Raw genomic sequence first — 24,319 nt, forward strand, 5'->3', positions numbered from 1 at the left:
TAACCGATGTAGACATGATTAATCTTATTTGAGGAATAACTTCATGCATCAAGACAAAGTGCACAGTGATGTCGATATGGATGTTTCAGCAGAACATCAATATTTGGGGATGAACAAAAATATCATCTATGGTTTGCAACATGTGCTGACCATGTATGGCGGAATTATCGCTCCACCACTGATTATTGGTGCAGCCGCAGGTTTAGACGGTTCGGAAATCGCATTATTAGTTGCTGCAGCACTGTTCGTCGGGGGAATTGCCACAGTTTTACAAACCATTGGTTTTAAACATTTCGGGGCGAAATTACCCATTGTGCAAGGTGTCTCGTTTGCAGGGGTTGCCACGATTCTTGCCATTGTCAGTACGGGTGGTGGGTTACCATCTGCATTTGGTGCAGTCATTGTGGCTTCGATTATCGGATTATTTCTAACTCCTTTTTTTGCCAAAATCATTCGATTCTTTCCGCCAGTAGTGACGGGTTGTGTGATTACCATGATCGGTATATCGCTTACACCTGTAGCGATTCGTTGGATTATGGGGGGAAATCCAAAGGCAGAAAACTGGGGCGATCCAGCAAATGTCGGACTTGCTGTTATGACTTTGGCAATCGTGATCATCTTTAGTATGTTACGCAGCCAAATTCTACGTCGACTGGCAATTTTAATTGCTATCGTATTGGGTACGATTCTGGCTTATTTCGCTGGCTTTGCAGATTTTTCAAAAGTTGCATCAGGTTCTATTTTTGCTTTACCTAGCTTTTTCCATTTTGGTTCTCCAGTTTTTGAATTCTCTGCAATTCTATCTATGACTATCGTGACTTTAGTCATCATGACGGAAACAACAGCGGATATTATTGCGATCGGAGAGATCGTGGGCACTAAAGTTGATTCAAAACGTATCGGCGATGGTTTGCGTGCAGATATGTTGTCGAGTGCAGTTTCACCGATCTTTGGTTCATTTATGCAAACCGCATTTGCCCAAAATGTAGGGCTGGTTGCGATTACAGGCATCAAAAGTCGTTTTGTAGTTGCAACTGCAGGTGGAATCTTAATCGTGTTGGGATTATTGCCAATCGTAGGTCGTTTAGTGGCTTCGATACCAATGCCCGTGTTAGGTGGCGCTGGAATCGTATTATTTGGCACAGTGGCGGCGAGTGGTATTCGTACTTTGGCGAAAGTTGATTACAACGACCACAAGAACTTAATTATTGTGGCGACTTCGTTGGCTATCGGGATGATTCCAATCGTAAATCATGAGTTCTATGCACAGTTTCCGATTTGGGTACAAACACTTCTTCATTCAGGCATTAGCTCCGCTTGCCTCACCGCAATTTTCTTAAATATTGTGTTTAACCACTTACCGTTTACCAAGAAGTCTTCGGAAGTTGCAACATTACCTGTAAATTCAGGTCATTAATTTCAACCTTAACGACCTCAGTTTTTAACAAGCAACGTTTTTAATTTTAATCATCAACCATTTAAAAATCGCTTATTCAATTTTGAATAGGTCTTGGGGAGCTTTTGACTTCAAAAAAGTTAAAAGTTGGGTTTTTGACAACTTAAAAAATGGATTGAGTTGATTTTTAAATGCATCATTCGGGGAACTTTATGAAAAATTTTACTTTGAAATCTGCAACTTTGCTGATTGCAATGGGGAGTATGAATCAGGTTTGGGCTGCGGATACCAGCTTAAATGGACTCTTTAATTTAGGACAGGACTGTAAAGTCCAAGATAATTCAGTGCAATCCGTACAAGCAATGTTGGGATGTGGAACGTTACATGGTGTAGTGAAATCGACCTATTACTCGTTAAATAATGGTTATTTTGTCAATAATTTGAACCAAGATACGGTCGCCATTGGTGGTTATGTTCGATATGAAACAGCGCCATTTCTCGGTGTACAAGCAGCGGTTGGTTATGACTTACAACGTCGTTTAGATGATAAAAATCAAAATGATGAAGTTGACGAGTTAAAAGAAGATCGTGATGGTTTAGCTGAAGCATATTTGACTTGGAAAAATGATCTTGCGCGAGTCACCATTGGTAATCAACGTTTGAATTTACCGTTTATGGGAGATTATGCAGACCGTCGTGTTTTGATGTATTTATACCAAGCCGCAGATGTTCAGGTCGGCAATAATACTGACTTTTTACGTCTAACCAAGGTGAATAAATACAAAAGCTATGGCGAAGATGAATTTACTAAGACATCTCGTCAAAACTCAAATATCGAAACAGATGGTTTATGGTCATTTGGTTTGGGTAAAAGTTTTGATTTAGCCAGTGATAAAAAATTAAAGGCGCAGCTTTGGTATCAAGATTATGATGATTACACGCGTTTGATCTATGCTCAAGCCGATTTATCTTTTCCCAAATTAAATTATTCGCCAGAGTTTTCTGTGCAATATATTTCAGGTAAAGATCAAGGCAAAGCATTGGCAGGTGAGGTGAATAGTCAAATTTTTGGTGCACAAGCTGCGTTGAAAGTATTGCCTAAAGCGAGTTTGAAAGTGGCCTATAACTACATCAAACCAGATAGCGAAAGTTATTTAAATGGTGCTTTATTAACGCCGTACGCAACCAAAACTTCTTCAGGGGAAATCTTCGCACAACCATTTTTTACCAGCACACAAGATCTCGGTGCAGGAAATGCATTTATGCTTTCACTTGAAAGTAAAGTAACTGATCAAATAATCGCAGGGGCGCGATATTCATTTATGGATTTGAAAGAAAAAGAGAATGTAGCAAGTCGAAATCAATCTGAATATATGATTTTCGGGATCTATAATTTTTCAGGTGCTTTAAAAGGTTTCAGTGTGAGTAATTTCTTTGGTATCCAAACTTCACCACGTTATGAAAAAGACTTTTTACAAAACCGCTTTACATTGAGCTATAAGTTTTAATTTTTTCTGAAATCACAAGAGCCTATCTATATCTGAGATAGGCTTTTTTATTTTCAAAAATTAGATCGAAATTATGAATAAATCAGCTATCTAAAATATTTAGACAAAAAAAGCCCCCATTGAAGGGGGGAGTTAAAACTTGTAGCTATCAATCTAAAGGATTTCCCACAATATTGCTAATAATTCCTTGCATGATGTGTGATCCTTGTTCTGTATAGAGTGATTGATACCATTCTTCAGTCACTTTTTGATCTTTCATATGTGTTACATCGCAACGTTTACGCGCACGTAGTACCATTTCTTTGGTGCGATCATTACGTTTATTTTGATAACGCTCAAGCGCATCATCCAATCCGAAAGTATTTATCTGCAAAGCGCGTGCCAAGTAAATCGCATCCTCCATCGCTTGACAACCACCTTGACCTATATCAGGAGTCGTACTGTGCGCCGCATCGCCTAATAACACCACGCGACCTTTATAAAAATTCATAAAAGGTTCAATGTCATGAATTTCGACACGATTGGTTCTTTGCTCATCTAAGCAATCAATCAATTGATGCACAGGTGCACACCAGTCTTGAAAATGCTCTTTTAATTCAGTTTTATATTGATCACGTTGGTTAGGTAAACCGACCTCTATGGGTACATCAAAGAAGAAATAGAATCGATTTTCCGCGACAGGCATGAGAGATACACGTTTTCCTTCACCTACATAAGTTGTCCATTGTTGTGCTGGTGCAATAGCCTCATTAATTTCAATCAAACCATTCCAGTTTACATAGCCTGCGTAGCGGCGTTCCACTTGATAGCCAAGAACAAATTTACGTGTAATTGAATGTGTGCCATCTGCACCAATTAAAAGATCAGCTTGGACTTGAGAACCATCGTGAAAATGCAAACAGACATGATTAGCATGATCTTCAATTGCCATCATTTTCATACCGAGTTTGATATCTTCCATACCGAATTGCTGCATCAATAATTGTTGTAAGTCAGCACGAGCAACAGGGTAGGCTCGTTGCCCAACTTCTTTATAGAGTGGAGTTAAGCTGAATTGAGTCATGGTGTGCTGATTCAGTCCATCAACATAGGCAAGAGATTGCATATCTCCACCCAATGCTTGAATCTGATCAGTCAGCCCTAAATAGTTAAGGCACTTTACACCATTTGACCAAAGTGAAATCGCAGCTCCAACAGGTAGAATCTCAGCAGCTTGTTCGTAGATCGTGACTTGATGACCAAACTTTTTTAAAGCGATACCAGCCGTTAAACCGCCTATACCTGCACCAACAATCGCAATATTCATTTTTAAGACCTTAAATATTTTATCAATACATCAAAAATTTCTAAGGAGTATTAAGCGAGAAGCGTGCCAATTTTATAAACTGGTTTTACTGGTCATACCAGTGATTTTGCATCATTAGAATGCAAGATAGGGTGAGGCGCAATATCATTGTTCAGAACGTGAAATAAAGTGGTGCAACTTGTGCTGATCTTATCGGTTAGACATATTCAAAGTTAATTTGTGTACCTTTAGCTATCATGTCGAGAAAAATAAACACCAGCTCTTTGTGCAGCACCAATAATATGTGCACGCATGGCTTTTTCAGCAGCAGGCGCGTCTTGTTGGAAAAGTGCTTGCAATATCAAATCATGTTCTTGAATGGTCTTGAATGCTAAATTTGGTTGAACAAATGGAAGAATTTGACTCTTTTTAATCCATTCAGTATGCATTTTAAGAGTTTGAATAATAGATTGATTGTGACTCAACTCGATCACATGTTGATGAAACGCATAGTCAAATTCAGAAGCGGCTTGCCAGTCCTGTTCTTTGATTGCATGTGCTAGATTTTCATAATGTTGCTGCAATATTGTTTTATCTTGTTCAGTTAAATATTCACATGCAAGTAGGGCACAAAAGCCTTCGAGTACATAACGTAATTGATAAAAGTCTTTTAATGAAACTCGATGTTCCCCATCCCATTGTTCAGCTGCTTGGCTATGTTGTGAGATAACATAAACGCCTTTACCTGCTTTGATTTCCAATAAACCTAAAGCAGCAAGACGAGTCAGGGCTTCACGTAGAGAGGCACGGCTTATGCCGAGTTGTGCCGCTAAATCACGTTGCGAGGGCAAAGCTGATCCAATCGCATAGCTGCCTTGTTGAATGCGTTGATGAATCACTTCCACAGCTTGCTCAGTCACCTGAGATGATTTTCCATTGAGCATCGCTTGTGGGTTCATAGGCGACGAATCCTAAAAATAATAAACAGTTTGATTCTACACAAAAATTACGATTTTTTTAGTGACTCAATTAAAAATTAGGAATATTTTTATAACAGGTCAGACCAGTTGGACTGGATTTTGCATAATTGAATTGAAGTAAAAATATTTAGGATTGATCAATGACGGTGCATATAGCGAAAACAGTAACTTTACCAGATCATTTACAGGGTTTAACAAATTTGGCTGATACCCGAATTGGTGCAACCATTGTGTCTTGTTCAGATGATTTTTTCGCAGAAGCCAAAAGAATGCTTCAAACTGAACCAGCCAAGTTCATCGAAGGTAAATATGATGACAATGGTAAATGGATGGATGGTTGGGAAACCCGACGTAAACGTGAAGCAGGCTATGACTGGTGTGTTGTTCGTTTAGGAGTTACTGGAACAGTCTCTGGTTTTGATATTGATACTTCATTTTTCACAGGAAATTATCCTGCATCAGCATCAATTGAAGGATGTTATGCACCTGATGAGCAATTGGATCATGCGCAGTGGATTCCATTATTAGAAAACTCAGTATTGTCACCCGATCATCATCATTTTTTTGCGTGTCATCCTCAAAAGATTACGCATATCCGCATCAATATTTTCCCAGACGGGGGAATTGCCCGTTTACGTGTCTATGGAAATGTCGTTTTGGAGCATGTAGATACGACTCAGCAAATGGATCTAATTGGATTGAAAAATGGTGGGAGAATCGTTGCTTATAGTGATGCACATTTTGGTCATCCTAATAACTTATTAAGTCCTGATCGTGGCATCAATATGGGGGATGGATGGGAAACCAAGCGTCGTCGTGCACCTGGGTTTGATTGGTGCATTATTGCTTTAGGGCAGGCAGGTCATGTTGAAAAAATTGAGGTTGATACTGCTTATTTTAAAGGGAATTACCCTGCATTTTGTTCAATCCAAGCTGCGTATATTGAGGGTGCAACCGATGCGCAATTGATTCCTCAAAGTATGTTTTGGTCTTTTTTATTGGAGCAGCAACCTTTATCTATGGATGCAATTCATGAATATATTGCAGAAGTTTTGCAGCATCAAAAAGTGAATTATATCCGTGTAAATATGATTCCTGATGGTGGGATTAGTCGCATTCGTTTATGGGGTAAGGTCGGTATTTAAGCAGTATGGTGTCGGGCGTATTTACTGCGCCCTGATATTGGCTTAGCGATTTAGGATGTTCTAGCAATGAATAAAACCATGATTCCAATACAACCTTTAACCCAAGAGGCATTTGCAGCATTTGGCGATGTGATTGAAACTACAGGGCGAGATTTTTTTCCGATTAATCAAGGTTTAACAGAGCGCTATCATGCATTATCTATCGCGCAAGTGTCTGGCGATAATGTTGCTGTGGGGATCAGTGTTTTCCATAATTTGGCGGCAACAACGCTTCCTTTTAGTATTGAAATGTTGGAACGGCATCCTTATGGTTCACAGTCGTTTATCCCACTACAACAGCAAAAATTTATAGTCATCGTGGCGCTTCCTTTAGATCAAAAGCAACCCAATGAACAAAAAATCTATGCATTTCTCACCAACGGTAAGCAGGGTGTTACTTATCACCAAGGGGTTTGGCACCATCCACTCATTACTTTAGAAGCCAAAAGTGATTTTTTAGTGGTGGATCGTATCGGTGAGGGCAAAAATTGTGATGTGCACCATTTGGCTCAGTCATGTTGGATTATTGAACAACAGTTGCAGTCAGAGATAGTGAGTCTCTGACCGCAAATTTACTCAGTATTTTCCTTCAAAATTTGCACTAATTCTTTGTTTTAAATATTCCTTAGCCGTGATCACAGGGTATTTCTTTTTAGGACTTTCAATCACAACATCTTCATTGGCTTGGCAAAAGAATGCCAAACTATATCGTGGACCCTGATATTCATGAGCTTCAGGATTTTTTACACGATGGAAATTAGATGGCAATTGATCATCGCTCCAACGCATCAACATATCTCCAATATTACAGGTAATCACATCGTCTCTTGGTTCAATGCTTGTCCATTGTTGTTGCTCCATATCTTTACCAGGACAGACTTGCAAGCCGCCTTGACCTTTGCGCTGGAACAATAAAGTTAAGCAATCAAAATCAGTGTGTGCACCTGCACGCCATAAACCAAGTTGATCTTTAATGGCTGGGTCGATTGCATAGTAGTGCAACATCCGCAGAGTACTTTGATATGTTTCTTGGTCTGGATCATGTGCAAGCGCAAAGAAATTATCTGCAAAGCCAAGTTTGTAGGCGAAGCAAGATAATATTTTCATACCGACTTGCCAGCAAGATTTTTCAAACTCTAGCATGGTTGCTTTAAATGTCGGTAATTCTTGTTCGGTTGGATATAAGCCAGCCATACGTGGACGAGTGATTTGATAAGATTCTTTTTGATCAGGCGTACTGGTGGATGGTCGAATTTGCGCTTTACTTTCCCAGCCCGCATTACGGTTCAATGGGTATTGTGCTTTGATGTGTTCAGGAAGATTGAAAAAGTTTTCAGTCATTTCAAAGGCATTTTTGATTTGATCTAAATCAATGCCATGATTTGAAACTTGAAAAAAACCAATATCTGTTGCGGCTGACCAGAGCTGATCTGCTATGTCATACTTACGTTGTTCAAAGTCAGATAAATCAATCACGCGAACTTCACGTTCAAATGTTTCTTGACCTAAAGCGCCCATGCGAGATTCTTTCTGGAGTTCTTCGAGGCTGTAGTTATTTTCTTCAGCTAAGTTGGTCATGTTTGCATTCATATTTCACCTCAATTTTTGGATAGACCATGACCCAATCAAATTGAATGAAAGGTGACTGGGTCATTTTTTCAAAAAAGAGCAACACTTTCTAAATCAATAGAAAATGAGCTTATTTCTGAGCAATGACCCACATATATTTTTAGATATATGCTGAACGCTTCTACTCTGACAAATCTATATAAGCATTTTCTATACCAATGTTTATAAATAAGTCGTGAACGAGATTGCTATATAAAAAGTCTTAGATTTTCGACTGTTTAGCTAAAAATAAATCAATAGGTTTGGTGGCTAATTTAATATTTGATTCTTTTTTGCGCATGGTATGGACTTAAAATGGTGCATTTTATTTTTTTATCTAAAATAATTCAGAATAAAGCGCAGATGTTAGTGAAGAATGAATAGCTAACATCAATATGCAATCTAGTCTGTTAATCTATCTATATGAAAAATATCTATTAAATAAATACTGGCATGGTGTTTGCTAAATCATAAGTGAGTATAAGCGGTTAGTGTGTATTACACATGGGACATTGCTCTACAGCGTTAGCTGTTCCTCTTTTGGGGACAAAGTCATTATTTGGCTTTGAGAGAATCTGTGTGCTTTTATACATTTGGTTTTGATTCCCCTAAAAGAATAGCGAAATGAGTTCATACATATTTAGGGGTCTTACTTATGAAAATTCAGCACTATGTAGGCAAAGGACGATTAACTGTCATTGCAAGCGCATTATTATTCAGTTCATTTACTCAAGCTGCCGATAAATTGGTTCTACAAACCACATGGTATGCACAAGCTGAACAAGGTGGTTACTATCAAGCTTTAGCACAAGGGATTTATAAAAAATATGGTCTAGATGTCGATATTAAAATCGGCGGGCCACAAGTCAACAATATGACTTTATTACTCTCAAAACGTGCAGATATTATTATTAATTACGATTTACAAGTTCTTAAAGGAATTGAAAGCAATTTCCCAATCAAAGCCATTGCTGCACCATTTCAATTTGATCCACAAGGCATACTCACACATAGCGATGTTAAATCTTTAGCAGATCTGAAAGGAAAAACGATTCTTGTCTCGACGAGCGGTCAAGCAAGTTGGTGGCCTTGGTTAAAAGGTAAATATCATTTAAATGCAGCTCAAGCACGTCCGTATACATTTAACATGCAGCCATTCCTTGCAGGGAAAAATGTTGCGCAACAAGCCTATGCGACTTCAGAAGTTTTACAAGCAAAAAAAGCTGAACCTTCAAGTAATTTCTTCTTATTTGCCGATGCTGGTTATCCTGCTTATGGCGGTATTTTGGTTACACGCAATGATGTGATTCAAGCAAAGCCAGATGTGCTGCGCCGTTTTGTTCAAGCCTCGATGGAGGGTTGGAAAAATTATTTAGCAGATCCGAAATTAGGAAATGCAGTAATTAAAAAAGAAAATCCAAATATGAATGATGAGCTACTGGCTTTTGCTGTAGATCAAATGCGTAAACGCAATTTAATTGACGGTGGCGATGCAAAAAAAATGGGTGTTGGTGTGATGACCGATGCCCGTTGGAAAGCAACGCGTGACTTTATGGTGGGTGCAGGTTTACTCAATGCCAAAACCAATTGGAAATCGGCTTATACAACACAGTTCGTCAATACTGCGAAGAAATAAGCTGTTTTGAATCGGTTAATAAAATAGGGTATTTGCACGAAGGGGAAACCATATGAATTCAGCTTTATCTGTTGATATTCCAGTCAAAGAATCATCAAATTTCGTAACGCCAATGATTATGGTCAGAGGCGCAGAAAAAACTTATCCAAATGGTACACATGCATTACAACGTTTAGACCTCAATATTGCGCGTGGTGAAATCGTCTCTTTGCTTGGACCATCGGGGTGCGGCAAAAGTACATTATTGAAAATGTTTGCTGACCTTGAGCAGCCTTCGGCGGGTCATGTGCGTTGGAACGGCAAGGCTGATATTCAGTCACAATGCAAAATGGCGATGGTATTTCAGGAAGCCACTTTAATGCCGTGGTCAAATATTGAAGATAATGTTCGTTTACCTTTGGATTTAAGGCATGTTGCCAAATCAGAAAGTACGCCAAAAGTCCACGAAGCTTTAAAAGCTGTTGGTTTGGATAAATTTGCTAAAGCCTATCCAAGAGAACTATCTGGCGGTATGCAAATGCGTGCTTCACTTGCAAGAGCATTGGTTACAGAACCTGATTTATTACTGATGGATGAACCCTTTGGCGCTTTAGATGAGTTTACGCGGCATAAATTAGATAGTGACATTCGCAAACTTTGGTCAGAGCGTGATCTAACGGTCGTGTTCGTTACCCATAGTATTTATGAAGCGGTCTATTTGTCTTCACGTGTGATTGTGATGGGTGCACGCCCAGGGCGAGTGGTTGCAGATCTACCTGTGGATGGACCGTATCAACGCGATGAATCCTTTAGAACCTCTGACGGCTTTATCAAACAATGCTCTCATCTTTCTGAATTATTAGCCGAAGCAAGTGGAGGACATGATCATGATTAAACCTTTATTGCAAAATCCTGCGATCCAGCGTATTGCTGCACCACTGAGTTTAGGCTTGTTGTTACTTCTAGTTTGGCAACTGAGTTTTCAACAGATGAATATTCCTGTTTATATCGTGCCGAAACCGAGTGACATTGTAATGAGCATGATCAATCAATCTGGTTTGCTATTTGGTAGTTTATGGGTCACTTTGAAAATTACTATGTTGGCGTTTGCGTGTGCAGTCATCATTGGAACTTTGGTTGCTTTCGTATTTGTACAAAGTCGTGTGCTTGAGGCATGTTTTATGCCGTATGCAATTTTATTTCAGGTTACGCCGATTGTTGCAATTGCACCACTAGTAATTATTTGGATTCAAAATACAACTCTGGCTTTGGTTGTATGCGCCATGTTAGTGGCAATTTTTCCAATTTTAACCAATACAACTCTCGGTTTACGCAGCGTAAATAAAGGTTTGCTTAACTTATTTCAGATTAATAAAGCGAGCCGTTGGCAAATTTTAATGCGCTTACGAGTGCCAAATGCGTTGCCTTATTTCTTTGGTGGTTTACGAATTTCCTGTGGTTTGGCTTTGATCGGTGCAGTGGTATCTGAGTTTGTTGCAGGAGCAGGTGGTACTAGTGCTGGCTTGGCGTATCAAATCCTACAAGCGGGTTTCCAGTTAGATTTACCATTAATGTTTGCCGCTTTATTTTTAATTACTTGTACAGGTCTGGGTCTATTTGTCGCCATGTCTTTGTTGAGCCGTATTTTCTTAAATAAATGGCATGAGAGTGAACAGGTATGATGAACCACAGTTATTTAATTAAAAATGCCCATGCGATTTTGACAGGTTTATCAGCGAATGCCGCGCGGTCTTCTGCCACTGATATTCGTATTCAAGATGGTAAAATTAAGGAAATAGGTCAGCTTAGGCAACAACCACATGAACAGGTGGTGAGTGCAAAAGATTGCGTTATTTATCCAGCGTGGGTCAATACACACCATCATTTGTTCCAATCTTTACTGAAAGGTGAGCCGCAAGGCTTAAATCAAAGTTTAACAGCTTGGCTTGCCAGTACTCCATATCGTTTTCGTGGTGCATTTGATGAAGAGATATTTAGAGTTGCAGTTCGTATTGGCTTAATTGAATTATTACGTTCAGGTTGTGCAACAGTCGCCGATCATCATTATTTATATTGGCCAAAAATGCCGTTTGATGGCGCTGCGATATTATTTGATGAAGCCGAAAAGCTAGGCATGCGTTTTGTGTTGTGTCGAGGTGGTGCAACGCTCACGCGTGGTTTAGAAAGTGAATTACCACAGGCGTTGCGCCCTGAAAAGTTCGATGACTATATGGCGGATATTGAGCGCTTAGTGCATTTATATCATCAACCAGATGGTCATGCTTTTCGTAAAATTGTGATGGCACCGACATCAACTTTGCACTCAACAACAGCGCAACAGTTTCGGGAAAGTGCCAAGATCGCGCGTCAACTAGGTATCCGAATGCATAGTCATTTATCTGAAACAGTAGATTATCTGGATGCGGCAAAAGCCAAATTTAACATGATGCCTGTGCAATATTGTGCCGAAAATGATTGGGTGGGAGATGATGTTTGGTTTGCGCATCTCGTGAAGCTATTACCTGAAGAAATTCAAATCTTGGGGCAAACTCATACAGGTATTGCACATTGCCCACAAAGTAATGCGCGTTTGGGTAGTGGTATTGCTGATTTAGTGACTTTAGAAAAAGCTGGCATGACCATTTCAATTGGTGTTGATGGAGCAGCATCAAATGAGGCTGCTGATATGTTGTCAGAAACACATGCAGCGTGGTTATTGCAACGTGCTCGAAAAGGGATGTTGGCTGTCCCACAGTACGAGGGTGGGCAATTTGAAGGCGGGGCTGATGCTGCGACTATTGAAGATATTGTACGTTGGGGCACAGTTGGAGGCGCTAAAATCTTAGGCCTAGATCAAGTGGGTACGATTGAAGTAGGTCAACAAGCTGATTTAGTGCTGTATCGTTTAGATGATGCTCGTTATTTCGGCTTACATGATATGGCAATTGCTCCTGTTGCGAGTGGTGGTCGCGCACATATCCAAGCAATGTTTATCGCAGGGAAAATGGTGATGGAAAATGATCAAATTCCTGATTTAGATATGATGGAATTGGCTTCGCAAGCTAAGGATGCAGTAAAACTCTTGCAACAGAGGAGTATGGAAATGGCGAAAATAGCCTAAACAGTTATGTAATATTACTAGGCTATGATTTGCTTTAGGTTCTGTTGACATTTCAGACATGTATTGCGTTATAGGTTAAAACGGCACAAACAAGGCATGAAACGCAGGCAATGGCATCCCCCTTGTCAAGTTTCGTAACGAAGTTTGAGGAAGTTTTAGCCATAACCCTGAGCAAGAGCAAAGCACTGCTTTGATCGCAGCGCAAGGCGAAGCTCGAGGACAGGGGTATTTTACTTGCGGAACGTTGTTCCTCATACTGCGTTATCTTGCGAAACAGTGTTTCTCATTATTTAGAATGACTAAATTTCGCAAAACATGCCTTGTATCGTCTAAAAAACACTCACTGTCGCAATGAGAGCTGAAAGCTCGCAAGGTGAAATGCCAACAGACCCTAGTAGAGCTTAAGCTTTTTGAATTTATATCGTTGATTACTATCGTTTGGGGCGGCAAGGATGCCGCCAGTCTAACGATAGATTTACCCCTGATAAGGATGATGTTTATACCAATGATCTGCGATTTGCTGACGCGTACATATCCAAACCTGATCATGGCTTTGAACATAATCCAAAAAGCGTTGCAATGCCTTGAAACGCGCAGGACGACCTAAAATACGACAATGCATCCCAATCGATAACATTTTTGGGGATGTTGCGCCTTCTGCATACAACACATCAAAAGCATCTTTTAAATATTCAAAAAAATCCTCACTCCGATTAAAACCAGTTGGAGAAGCGAACTTCATATCATTGGTATCAAGGGTATAAGGAATAATAAGATGCGGACGAGTTTCGCCATTCTCTTTCGTCAATGATGACCAAAAAGGTAGGTCATCGCCGTAATAGTCACTGTCATATTGCACATGATCATAATCTGCTAACAGTTGACGCGTATTAGGGCTATCACGACCTGTGTACCAACCTGTCGGATACTCACCGAATAAATCTTTTAAAATTTTCATCGCTTCAGCCATGTGCGCTTTCTCTGTTTCAATATCGATATTTTGATAATGAATCCAACGCAAGCCATGAGAAACAACGTCATAGTGATTTTGTTTGATTGCTTCAACCACTAAAGGATTTCGTTGTAATGCCATCGCAACAGCAAAAATCGTCATCGGTAAATGACGTTTAGCAAACTCCTGTTGAATTCGCCAAAACCCAACACGTGAACCATACTCGTAGATTGAATCCATCGAAAGATGACGAGCAGGATAACTATCAGCCCCACTGATTTCAGAGAGGAACTGCTCTGAACCATCATCACCATGCAGAATATGTTTTTCACCGCCTTCTTCATAATTTAAAACAAATTGAACCGCAATTTTAGCTTGATTTGGCCACTGAGCATGAGGAGGGTGATTGGCATAACCGAGCATATCCCGAGGGTATTGAGCAGTGAAATGAGGCGATTTTTCTGAGATTGTCATGTGGATGCCTGATGATTCATAGTACGTGAAACTTCACATCAAATTACTCGATGATCTATTTTGGTGTCAAATAATAAATTTATTTAAATCATATGCTTATTTGATTTAATTTGGTGCAAATATCTTGCTTTATTCAAGGGTAATATTTCATCATGCCCGATTTTAGTGCCTCCATTTCTTCAATGATTTGATTCATCATAATTTGAGAAATTCTTGAAAGTTGCCGTTTTGGTGCAACACATAATGCAAGGGTGATGGGGTGCAATCCATTTTCTTTAATTGTTCTAAACTCAAACTCGCCACTTTCTATAAATGGGTAAACATCGAGATAACTCATGATGCTAATCCCCAAGTTTTGCTTGATTAAAGAAATCATCATCCGAATATCATTACATTCAATTTGATGTCTTGGATTAAAGTCATGTTTCTTATATAAAGCAGTGACATGATCATGGATAATTAAAGGTGCAGCTGGAATAATGTGGTTAGATTCAAGTGTATCTGAAAAATAGATGTGCTCTTTTGTAGCAAGAGGATGTTGTTTGGACATGACAATCCCGAGTGGCATTTCAATAAAAGCATTCACATGTAATTGGTGTTGATGTTTAGGATTTAGGATTAATCCAAAATCAAGTTCGGCATTCATCACCATTTCAGCCACGTGATCGCTATCCAAAATGCGGATATTGAAATTGATCCATGCATATTGTTGATGTATGGATTGAATGACTTGCGTCACAAAGCTTTCACTTAAAGCAGAAATCATTCCAAACTCAATCGTGCCACGCTGTAGCCCCTGAATTTCATTCAAACGCTTTTGTGTCATTTGAAAATCTTTTTGCCAACTGCGTAAATCAGCATAGAGAAGCTCACCAGCTAATGTGAGTTTTAAACCATTCGGCAGCCGTTCAAATAATGCAACGCCAAGCTCTTCTTCCGCGAGAACAATTTGTCTGTGTACCGCTGAAACTGAAATATAAAGTTGATCGGCAGCTTTTCGCAGGCTTCCTGTTTTAGCGACCGCAATAAAATATTCAGCAAAACGTGAAAATGGTAATGCCATTGCACATTCTCTTTAGATAAAAGCATTGCGGAGATAAAAGCAATTTTAGTGCCGATCTGTTCTAATTTTTAGAATGCTTCATTGAGATCATTCTAATAGACGAAAAATAAGATATCCCCCAAACTATTTTTAGACAAAGAGATCAATGATCTACAGAAAAAATAGTGTGAGTACAACATGAATGCGATTCCTCTGATTAACCTGCCAAATAAGCCATGCCATAGCCAATTTGATGATCAAGATTGGCAAATCTTGGCGCAACATTGGTATCCTGTTGCTCGTGTTGAAGATGTGACCACGAAGCCTCATCAAGTCACACTGCTTGATCTGAATATGGCAATTTATAAAACTGAGTTAGGCAATATCCATTTAGTTCGAGATATTTGTCCACATCGAGGTGTGCCGTTAAGTAAAGGATGGGTGAATGGGGAAACAATTATTTGTCCTTATCATGGACTACATTTCAATGAAGAGGGCAAATGTACCAAGATTCCTGCACAACCTGATCTCATTAAAATTTCAGATCGTTTCACCCTAACTAAGTTTCCTGTCGTTATAAAATATGGTTTGGTGTGGACGAGCATTTTAGGTCGAGATGAAAGCGCTGCGAATTTCCCAGCACTAGACACATGGGACAGTGATCAGCATCAAGCGATTTTGCCACCTTATGTTGATATTGCTGGTTCAAGTGGTCGTCAATTAGAGGGTTTTATCGATGTAGCCCATTTTGCATGGGTGCATCATGAAGCTTTTGCAGACCGTGAAAATCCAGTTGTTCCGAAATATTCGACAGAACGAACCGATTATGGTTTACACACTGAATATGTCAGTAATGTCAGTAATTACCCACATGGGATGCAGCATCTCGCACCCGATGATTTTTTATGGGAGCGTATTTTTGACGTGTATCCGCCATTTTCAGCAGTATTGACGATTCGTTTCCCAAATGATGGTGTATTAAAAATTTTAAATGCTTGTTGCCCGATGTCGCACAACAAAACGCGTTTATTTGTGCCTTTGACCCGTAATTTTGATACGACAGGGGATTTACAAGCCGTCTATGATTTTAATGCACAGATTTTTGCTGAAGATCAAGAAATGGTGGAAGCTCAGAAGCCTGAAGAATTACCTTTAGATATTAGTATGGAAGCACATTTTGAAGCCGATCGTTCATCAACAATGTATCGTCGTATTTTGGCTGAATGGGGGCTAAGTAAACGCTATACGGTTTAACGATCAATCATCTACTTTATAGAAATCATTTTAATTCGCATCAAAAGTGTTTATTTATTCGTATTAATCGATCTTTCATTAAAGAAAGATTCGCGATTTAACAGACAATCCAGATGACTTATTTGTATAAGCTTGTATATACAAATATTAAAAAATTCATATACAATGACTTCGCGTATTTTTGTATGAGTTTTAGTCGATGTCAACAGCTTCCAAGCAGACTGATTTGGACTTGTCTTTAGCTGAAGACAGTCCTGTTCCTTTGTATTTACGTGTGAAACAAATGATTTCACAGAAGATCTACGAAGGAACGTGGACGGTAAATAAAAAGATTCCTTCTGAAAGTGAATTGGTAAAGTTACTGGGTTGTAGTCGCATGACAGTCAATCGTGCGTTACGTGAACTCACCAGTGAAGGCTTACTTGTACGCATCCAAGGCGTAGGTTCTTTTGTTGCCGAAGGGCAAGGACGAACTGCTTTATTTCATGTGAATAATATTGCTGAAGAAATTATCGCACGTAATCATAAGCATCGTGCAGAGGTTTTGATTTTAGAGCAAATTCAAGCGGATACTGAACAAAGTGTTTTGATGCAAATGCGAGAAGGACAAAAATTATTTCATTCAATTATTGTGCATTATGAAAATGACGTGCCTGTGCAAATAGAGGATCGTTTGGTTGATCCTGTTTTGATTCCTGAATATTTGGCACAAGATTTTACTGCGATTACTCCCAATGCATATCTCATGTCAAAAGCGCCTGTTACGGAGGGTGAGCATGTAGTCACTGCAATTTTGGCTTCTGCTCAAGAAAGTAAATGGTTAAAGATCAATAAAACTGAACCTTGTTTGTTGATTCGTCGTCGTACATGGTCGAACAAACAACTCATCTCTAGTGCACGTTTGATTTATCCAGGTAGCCGCTATTACCTTGAAGGCAAGTTTACCCAATGATTTATTTTAAAAACTAGAGCTAATGTAATCAAGTTGTAATGTATCTATAGAAAGATTTATAAAGCATTTAAATTTGATAAGACAGTCTAAATCTATCAATTACATTGAATGATATACGGTGCTATATGACTGAAGTTATGAATTCACCTCCTATAGTTGGTGTAGGGGTGATGATTTTAGATACAAGTGAAAATGTGCTATTAGGCCTGCGTTCGAAGTCTGGCGAGGTCGCATCATGGTGTTTTCCTGGTGGTAAAATTGATACTGGTGAAAGCTTTGAGCAATCTGCCATAAGAGAGACTTTTGAGGAAACAGGTTTAAAGTTAGATCCGAAAGAAATGCAAGTTTTTTCAGTCTTTGTAGATCGCACAGCTCCTTATATTAATACGACAGTTGGTTTGTGCTACAAGCTAAATGATTTGCGATTAAAAGCGAATGTTCAAGTTATGGAGCCTGATATTTTTCAGCAATGGGATTGGTTTAGTCTATCTGATTTACCTGTTAATTTATTTCCTGCAACCGAAGTAATGTTAAAGATTTGGGGAGATAAAGCATTATCTTCTCAATGGGCTAGCTATCTTATTAAGTCTTAGTACATGCAAAAGTATTATTTAAACTGAACAGCAATTAAAGCAAACTTGTCTAATCGAACTCACAAAAATTTAACTTTTCCTTACTTTTTTGAAACCCATACAATTTGTAGTTGTATGGGTTTTTTATTGAGATTTAAAAAATAAATCTTTTTATTTCATTGCTTTGAAATTTATTTTTAAGAATGGAATGAAATGCATCTTTTCAAGATAAAAGATTTGTGTAGTATATGGATGTATATACAAGTTAATACATTGCTATACAGTAAAAGCAGTTTAATTTGCGGTTCAAATCTCAAAGGAAGGAGTCCGATCGTGACTACAATGACAACAAAATTTCGTGACATAGAAATTCGCGCACCACGTGGTACAAAGCTCAATGCGAAAAGCTGGTTGACCGAAGCACCGTTACGTATGTTGATGAATAATCTTGACCCTGACGTTGCAGAGAATCCGAAAGAGCTAGTTGTTTACGGTGGGATTGGTCGTGCTGCACGTAACTGGGAATGCTTTGACAAGATTGTTGAAACGCTTAAAAACTTAGAAACAGATGAAACCTTATTGGTTCAATCTGGAAAGCCTGTTGGTGTATTTAAAACGCATAAAGACGCGCCACGCGTTTTGATTGCAAACTCGAACTTAGTACCGCATTGGGGAAACTGGGAGCATTTCAACGAATTGGATGCCAAAGGTCTTGCAATGTATGGTCAAATGACAGCGGGTTCTTGGATTTATATTGGTAGTCAAGGCATCGTTCAAGGAACTTACGAGACTTTCGTCGAAGCTGGTCGCCAACATTACAATGGCAATTTAACTGGTCGTTGGGTACTTACTGCTGGTTTAGGTGGTATGGGCGGTGCTCAACCATTGGCTGCAACACTTGCTGGTGCATGTTCACTGAATATCGAATGCCAACAAGCCAGTATCGATTTCCGTTTACGTACCCGTTATGTCGATGAGCAAGCAACGGATTTAGATGATGCTTTAGCCCGTATTGAAAAATATACAAAAGAAGGCAAGGCGATTTCGATTGCACTGCATGGCAATGCTGCGGAAATTTTACCTGAGCTGGTTCGTCGTGGTGTCCATCCTGATATGGTCACAGATCAAACCAGCGCACATGATCCATTGAATGGTTATTTACCAATTGGTTGGACATGGGAAGAATATCGTCAACGTGCTAAAACTGAGCCTGAAGCAGTTGTTAAAGCTGCTAAACAATCTATGGCGAAGCATGTTCAAGCAATGTTAGATTTCCAAAAAATGGGCGTACCAACCTTTGACTATGGCAACAACATCCGTCAAATGGCGCAAGAAGAAGGCGTGGAAAACGCATTTGATTTCCCAGGCTTTGTTCCAGCTTATATTCGCCCATTATTTTGTCGCGGTGTAGGTCCATTCCGTTGGGTTGCACTTTCAGGTGATCCAGAAGACATCTATAAAACAGATGCAAAAGTAAAAGAGTTAATTCCTGATGATGAGCATTTGCATCGTTGGTTAGATATGGCACGTGAACGTATTAGCTTCCAAGGTCTACCAGCGCGTATTTGCTGGGTTGGTCTAGGATTACGTGCAAAATTAGGTTTAGCATTCAATGAAATGGTACGTAGTGGTGAACTTTCAGCACCAATCGTGATCGGTCGTGACCACTTGGATTCAGGTTCGGTTGCTAGCCCTAACCGTGAAACCGAGTCAATGCAAGATGGTTCAGATGCCGTTTCGGATTGGCCATTACTCAATGCTTTATTAAATACAGCTGGCGGTGCAACTTGGGTGTCATTACATCACGGTGGTGGTGTAGGGATGGGCTTCTCTCAACACTCTGGAGTTGTGATCGTATGTGATGGTACAGATGAAGCAGCAGCGCGTATTGCTCGTGTACTTACCAATGACCCAGCAACAGGGGTCATGCGTCATGCTGATGCAGGTTATGACATCGCGATTGATTGCGCGAAAGAGCAAGGTTTGAACTTGCCAATGATCACGCAATAAAAATACATGGATAACGATTACGGTGCTTTTTGCAATTGTGCAAGCAGCATCGTAAGAGAACAATAGAGTGCAAAACAGGACGCCAACATGGAACTTCTTATTCAACCCGGCAAACTTACGCTAGCTGATCTCCGCAAAGCATATTTAAATCCGATCAAAGTTAAGTTAGATGACAGCGCATCAGAAGCGATCAATGCCAGTGTCGCTTGCGTCGAAAAAATCGTAAATGAAGGGCGTACTGCCTACGGTATCAACACTGGTTTTGGTTTACTTGCATCGACTAAAATTGCACCTGAAGATTTAGAAAAATTACAACGCTCTTTGGTTCTTTCTCATGCAGCTGGTGTTGGTGAAGCACTGGATGATGCGATGGTACGTTTAATTATGCTGCTCAAAGCAAATAGCTTGGCGCGTGGTTTTTCAGGTATTCGCCGTAAAGTGATTGATGCCATTCTTGCATTGATTAATGCAGAAGTTTATCCGCATATCCCATTAAAAGGTTCTGTTGGTGCTTCTGGTGATTTAGCACCTTTGGCGCATATGTCTTTGGTATTACTTGGTGAAAGTAAAGCACGTTACAAAGGTGAATGGTTGCCTGCGGTTGAAGCTTTGAAAAAAGCAGGTTTAGAGCCGATTTCACTTGCTGCAAAAGAAGGCTTGGCATTACTTAACGGTACGCAAGTTTCCACTGCTTATGCATTACGTGGTCTATTTGAGTCAGAAGATCTTTTTGCTGCTGCGACAGTATGTGGCGGCTTAAGTGTAGAGGCAATGTTGGGTTCACGAGCGCCATTTGATGCACGTATCCATGCAGTCCGTGGTCAACGTGGTCAAATTGATGTGGCAGCTGCTTATCGTGACTTACTTACTGAGTCTAGTGAGATTGCACATTCACATGAAGACTGTAGCAAAGTTCAAGACCCTTATTCATTACGTTGCCAACCACAAGTGATGGGTGCTTGTTTAACTCAAATTCGTCAAGCCGCAGAAGTATTAGAAATCGAAGCCAACGCTGTATCAGATAATCCATTGGTATTTGCAGCGGAAGGTGATGTGATTTCAGGTGGTAACTTCCACGCTGAACCTGTCGCAATGGCAGCGGATAACTTGGCTTTGGCTTTGGCTGAAATTGGTTCTTTATCTGAGCGTCGTATCTCAATGATGATGGATCGCCATATGTCACAACTTCCACCATTTTTAGTGGCAAATGGTGGTGTGAATTCAGGCTTTATGATTGCGCAAGTGACAGCGGCAGCCTTGGCAAGTGATAACAAAGCACTGGCGCATCCTGCAAGTGTTGACAGCTTACCAACTTCTGCAAACCAAGAAGATCATGTTTCGATGGCACCAAATGCGGGTAAACGTTTGTGGTACATGGCTGATAATGTACGCGGTATTTTAGCGGTAGAGTGGCTTGGTGCATGCCAAGGTCTTGATTTCCGTGAAGGTTTAAAAAGTTCTCCTAAGCTTGAACGTGCGCGCAAAGTGCTACGTGATCAAGTGCCTTACTACAGTGAAGATCGTTTCTTTGCACCTGATATTGAGCAAGCAAGTGAATTGTTAGCTAGTGGCTGCTTAAACGAATTACTGATCGAAAAGCTACTTCCAAGCTTAGCTTAACTGAAATGTGATCTATAAAACGACCACTAGGAGTGGTCGTATCTAACTAAATTTCCTAAGGATTGGAGATAATAATGTCACAGAGCTCCACATTACAGCGGGGTTTAAACACCCGTCATATCCGTTTCTTGGCTTTAGGTTCAGCGATTGGAACGGGACTTTTTTACGGTTCTGCAACAGCAATAAAAATGGCAGGCCCTTCAGTTTTGCTCGCATATATCGTTGCAGGGATTGCAATTTATATCGTGATGCGTGCATTAGGTGAAATGGCTGTTCAAAATCCAGTTTCTGGTTCATTTAGTGAATATGCTTCTCAATACATTGGTCCATTGGCAGGTTTTACTACGGGTTGGACTTATGTTTTTGAAATGATCATTGTTGCTTTAGCTGATGTCACTGCTTTCGGGATTTATATGGGATTCTGGTATCCCGATGTACCTCGATGGATTTGGATTTTATCGCTGATTATGTTCTTGGGTGCGATCAATCTTATACACGTCAAAGTATTTGGTGAACTCGAGTTTTGGTTATCAATTGTTAAAGTCACTGCAATTGTTGCGATGATTTTAGGTGGTTTGGGACTCATGTTCTACGGATTTCATGCGGATCACAGTGGTTTCACCACAGGCATTCAAAACTTATGGGTACATGAAGGCTTTATGCCGAATGGTATTGCAGGTTTAGTTGCGTGTTTATCAGTTGTAGTGTTTGCCTTCGGTGGTATTGAGATCATTGGGATAACTGCTGGTGAATCTCAAGATCCGAAAACCTCTATTCCTAAAGCGATCAATGCAGTTCCAGTACGTATCTTATTGTTCTATGTACTAACAATTTTTGTTTTAATGTCGATTTTCCCGTGGAATCAAATTGGTAGCCAAGGCAGCCCATTTGTACAAATTTTTGAAAATTTAGGGATTGGTTCAGCGGCAACGATTTTAAATATTGTGGTGATTACAGCAGCTGTATCTGCCATTAACAGTGATGTGTTTGGTGCAGGTCGTATGCTGTTTGGTATGGCAAATCGTGGTCAAGCGCCACAAGTTTTCCAAAAGCTTTCTCGTAATGGTGTGCCTTGGATGACTGTTGTGGTGATGGCAGGTGTGTTGTTGATTGGCGTGGTATTGAACTATCTGATCCCAGAAAATGTATTCATCATCATTGCCTCAATCGCTACATTTGCCACAGTTTGGGTATGGCTGATGATCTTACTTTCACAAGTTGCGATGCGCCGTAAATTATCACCTGCTCAAATCAAAGCGCTCGATTTCCCAGTGATTGGTTGGCCATATGCGCCTGCATTTGCAATTGCATTTATGGTGTTTATTTTGGCAATGATGGGATATTTTCCTGATTCACGACCAGCAATTTATGTGGGCATTACGTGGTTAATCTTACTTTGTATTGCATACAACATTTGGGTCAAACCTAAACCGAATGCTGTCAAAGTTGATGATCATCTATCACCAAGTATCAAAATGGAAAGCTAATAACAGAATGACTTGAACGCAGATTGCGCTTGAGTCATTTGAGGAATAGTCAATGAAAAAGCTTTGGAAAAACTGTCATATTGCAACCATGCAAAATGGACAATATTCCAGTATCGAAAATGCTGCAATCGTTACTGATAGTGAAATCATTCACTGGATAGGTTCGCAACAAGATATTCCACCTAATGATTATGCAGAGATAGTAGATTTAGCTGGTGCTTGGGTAACACCGGGTTTTATTGATTGCCATACGCATAGTGTCTTTGGTGGCAATCGTAGCGTTGAATTTGAAAAACGCTTGCAAGGTGTGAGCTATGCTGAAATTGCAGCGAGTGGGGGCGGGATTGCCAGTACAGTGCGTGCGACGCGCGAGGCGAGCGAAGAACAATTACTTGCGTCTGCATTGAAACGAATTCGCTGTTTACTTCAAGATGGTGTAACAACCATCGAAATTAAATCCGGTTACGGTTTGGATTATACCAACGAGCGAAAAATGCTCCGTGTGATTCGCCAAATCGCTGATACGCTACCGATGACAGTGAAAAGTACTTGTTTAGCTGCACATGCTTTACCGCCTGAATATAAAGATCAGAGCGATGCATATATTGAGCATATCTGTACAGAAATGCTGCCTAAACTGCATCAGGAAGGTTTAGTTGATGCGGTAGATGCATTCTGTGAACATTTGGCATTTTCTCCAGCGCAAGTTGAACGTGTATTTCAGACAGCTCAAGCGCTTCATTTACCTGTGAAGCTTCATGCCGAACAACTTTCATCGTTAGGTGGTTCGAGTCTAGCTGCGCGTTACCATGCATTGTCAGCCGATCATTTGGAATATATGACTGAAGATGATGTCAAGACGATGGCTGCTGCGGGTACAGTTGCGGTGTTATTACCAGGTGCATTTTATTTATTACGTGAAACGCAGTTCCCACCATTAGATCTTTTGCATCAGCATGGGGTACGTATTGCACTATCAACGGATTTAAATCCGGGGACTTCGCCAACCCTATCGCTGCGCCTTATGTTGAATATGGGCAGCACTTTATTCCGTTTAACGCCTGAACAAGCCTTAGCTGGTGTTACGCTTCATGCCGCATATGCGCTTGGATTGCAAAACACGCATGGTTCGTTGGAACAGGGTAAGGTCGCTGATTTCATTGCTTGGGATATTGAACATCCTTCTGAGGTTGTTTATTGGCTCGGTGGCGATTTACCTAAGCGTATTGTTCGTCATGGCAATGAAATCTCAGTTTGAG

20 protein-coding genes are annotated in these 24,319 nt (G+C 40.1%); 15 read left to right on the top strand and 5 right to left on the bottom strand.

Annotated elements, in window-relative coordinates; all coding sequences use genetic code 11:
* Positions 1-43 precede the first annotated feature (43 nt).
* Together IO68_RS33170 and IO68_RS33175 are read left to right on the top strand one after the other, a co-directional pair.
* Positions 44-1,417 (top strand): nucleobase:cation symporter-2 family protein, encoded by a 1,374-nt coding sequence (locus IO68_RS33170; protein WP_004880293.1) that lies wholly within the window; start codon positions 44-46, stop codon positions 1,415-1,417.
* 191 nt (positions 1,418-1,608) lie between these two features.
* Complete coding sequence (locus IO68_RS33175; protein ID WP_023014369.1) at positions 1,609-2,904, top strand: hypothetical protein; 1,296 nt, start codon at positions 1,609-1,611, stop codon at positions 2,902-2,904.
* Positions 2,905-3,052: 148 nt separating this feature from the next.
* On the opposite strand, the gene hpxO is transcribed toward IO68_RS33175, so the two are convergent.
* Both hpxO and IO68_RS33185 read right to left on the bottom strand, forming a co-directional pair.
* The gene (hpxO, locus tag IO68_RS33180) at positions 3,053-4,210 is read right to left on the bottom strand and encodes an FAD-dependent urate hydroxylase HpxO (protein WP_023014370.1); all 1,158 of its coding nucleotides are present in this window, start codon (positions 4,208-4,210) and stop codon (positions 3,053-3,055) included.
* A 227-nt stretch (positions 4,211-4,437) separates the two neighbouring features.
* On the bottom strand, positions 4,438-5,148 hold the full coding sequence (locus IO68_RS33185) for a FadR/GntR family transcriptional regulator (RefSeq protein WP_023014371.1): 711 nt from the start codon (positions 5,146-5,148) through the stop codon (positions 4,438-4,440).
* Between the two features lie 161 nt (positions 5,149-5,309).
* Between IO68_RS33185 and alc the strand changes: the two genes are divergently transcribed.
* Positions 5,310-6,314 carry an allantoicase gene (gene alc, locus IO68_RS33190; protein WP_023014372.1) on the top strand — a complete coding sequence of 335 codons (1,005 nt, stop codon included), beginning with the start codon at positions 5,310-5,312 and terminating at the stop codon, positions 6,312-6,314.
* 66 nt (positions 6,315-6,380) lie between these two features.
* Positions 6,381-6,917: an ureidoglycolate lyase gene (locus IO68_RS33195; RefSeq protein WP_023014373.1), complete on the top strand. Its 537-nt coding sequence runs from the start codon at positions 6,381-6,383 to the stop codon at positions 6,915-6,917.
* A 12-nt stretch (positions 6,918-6,929) separates the two neighbouring features.
* Here the strand turns inward: IO68_RS33195 and IO68_RS33200 are convergent, their stop codons facing one another.
* Positions 6,930-7,943: an isopenicillin N synthase family dioxygenase gene (locus tag IO68_RS33200; protein WP_023014374.1), complete on the bottom strand. Its 1,014-nt coding sequence runs from the start codon at positions 7,941-7,943 to the stop codon at positions 6,930-6,932.
* Between the two features lie 673 nt (positions 7,944-8,616).
* Between IO68_RS33200 and IO68_RS33205 the strand changes: the two genes are divergently transcribed.
* Genes IO68_RS33205 through IO68_RS33220 form a run of 4 tightly spaced genes read left to right on the top strand, consistent with a single transcriptional unit; the run spans position 8,617 to position 12,697 of the window.
* Positions 8,617-9,597 carry an ABC transporter substrate-binding protein gene (locus tag IO68_RS33205; RefSeq protein ID WP_007482911.1) on the top strand — a complete coding sequence of 327 codons (981 nt, stop codon included), beginning with the start codon at positions 8,617-8,619 and terminating at the stop codon, positions 9,595-9,597.
* Positions 9,598-9,649: 52 nt separating this feature from the next.
* A complete protein-coding gene (locus IO68_RS33210; protein WP_023014375.1) occupies positions 9,650-10,471 on the top strand; it encodes an ABC transporter ATP-binding protein in 822 nt (273 codons plus the stop codon).
* Positions 10,464-11,258 (top strand): ABC transporter permease, encoded by a 795-nt coding sequence (locus IO68_RS33215; RefSeq protein WP_023014376.1) that lies wholly within the window; start codon positions 10,464-10,466, stop codon positions 11,256-11,258. Before IO68_RS33210 ends, IO68_RS33215 begins: the two co-directional genes overlap by 8 nt.
* Positions 11,255-12,697: an amidohydrolase family protein gene (locus IO68_RS33220; protein ID WP_023014377.1), complete on the top strand. Its 1,443-nt coding sequence runs from the start codon at positions 11,255-11,257 to the stop codon at positions 12,695-12,697. The genes IO68_RS33215 and IO68_RS33220 overlap by 4 nt, the downstream gene beginning before the upstream one ends.
* Positions 12,698-13,172: 475 nt before the next feature.
* Here the strand turns inward: IO68_RS33220 and puuE are convergent, their stop codons facing one another.
* Both puuE and IO68_RS33230 read right to left on the bottom strand, forming a co-directional pair.
* Positions 13,173-14,123: an allantoinase PuuE gene (puuE, locus tag IO68_RS33225; RefSeq protein WP_023014378.1), complete on the bottom strand. Its 951-nt coding sequence runs from the start codon at positions 14,121-14,123 to the stop codon at positions 13,173-13,175.
* Between the two features lie 133 nt (positions 14,124-14,256).
* Positions 14,257-15,186 carry a LysR family transcriptional regulator gene (locus IO68_RS33230; protein ID WP_023014379.1) on the bottom strand — a complete coding sequence of 310 codons (930 nt, stop codon included), beginning with the start codon at positions 15,184-15,186 and terminating at the stop codon, positions 14,257-14,259.
* A 177-nt stretch (positions 15,187-15,363) separates the two neighbouring features.
* Between IO68_RS33230 and IO68_RS33235 the strand changes: the two genes are divergently transcribed.
* The 7 genes from IO68_RS33235 to hutI all read left to right on the top strand — a co-directional run bounded on the left by IO68_RS33235 (position 15,364) and on the right by hutI (position 24,318).
* A complete protein-coding gene (locus tag IO68_RS33235) occupies positions 15,364-16,419 on the top strand; it encodes an aromatic ring-hydroxylating oxygenase subunit alpha (protein ID WP_023014380.1) in 1,056 nt (351 codons plus the stop codon).
* Positions 16,420-16,618: 199 nt separating this feature from the next.
* Positions 16,619-17,371 (top strand): histidine utilization repressor, encoded by a 753-nt coding sequence (gene hutC / locus IO68_RS33240; RefSeq protein WP_023014381.1) that lies wholly within the window; start codon positions 16,619-16,621, stop codon positions 17,369-17,371.
* A 137-nt stretch (positions 17,372-17,508) separates the two neighbouring features.
* The gene (locus IO68_RS33245) at positions 17,509-17,964 is read left to right on the top strand and encodes a nucleotide triphosphate diphosphatase NUDT15 (RefSeq protein ID WP_227502902.1); all 456 of its coding nucleotides are present in this window, start codon (positions 17,509-17,511) and stop codon (positions 17,962-17,964) included.
* A 321-nt stretch (positions 17,965-18,285) separates the two neighbouring features.
* Entirely contained in the window at positions 18,286-19,953 is a 1,668-nt protein-coding gene (gene hutU / locus IO68_RS33250; protein WP_019384744.1) for a urocanate hydratase, read from the top strand.
* A gap of 87 nt (positions 19,954-20,040) precedes the next feature.
* Positions 20,041-21,573 (top strand): histidine ammonia-lyase, encoded by a 1,533-nt coding sequence (hutH, locus tag IO68_RS33255; protein ID WP_023014383.1) that lies wholly within the window; start codon positions 20,041-20,043, stop codon positions 21,571-21,573.
* 74 nt (positions 21,574-21,647) lie between these two features.
* On the top strand, positions 21,648-23,060 hold the full coding sequence (locus tag IO68_RS33260) for an amino acid permease (RefSeq protein ID WP_004880253.1): 1,413 nt from the start codon (positions 21,648-21,650) through the stop codon (positions 23,058-23,060).
* Between the two features lie 52 nt (positions 23,061-23,112).
* A complete protein-coding gene (hutI, locus tag IO68_RS33265; RefSeq protein WP_023014384.1) occupies positions 23,113-24,318 on the top strand; it encodes an imidazolonepropionase in 1,206 nt (401 codons plus the stop codon).
* The last annotated feature ends 1 nt before the right edge of the window (position 24,319 follow it).

This window comes from Acinetobacter sp. COS3 (genome assembly GCF_000475335.1).
Lineage (GTDB): Bacteria > Pseudomonadota > Gammaproteobacteria > Pseudomonadales > Moraxellaceae > Acinetobacter > Acinetobacter venetianus.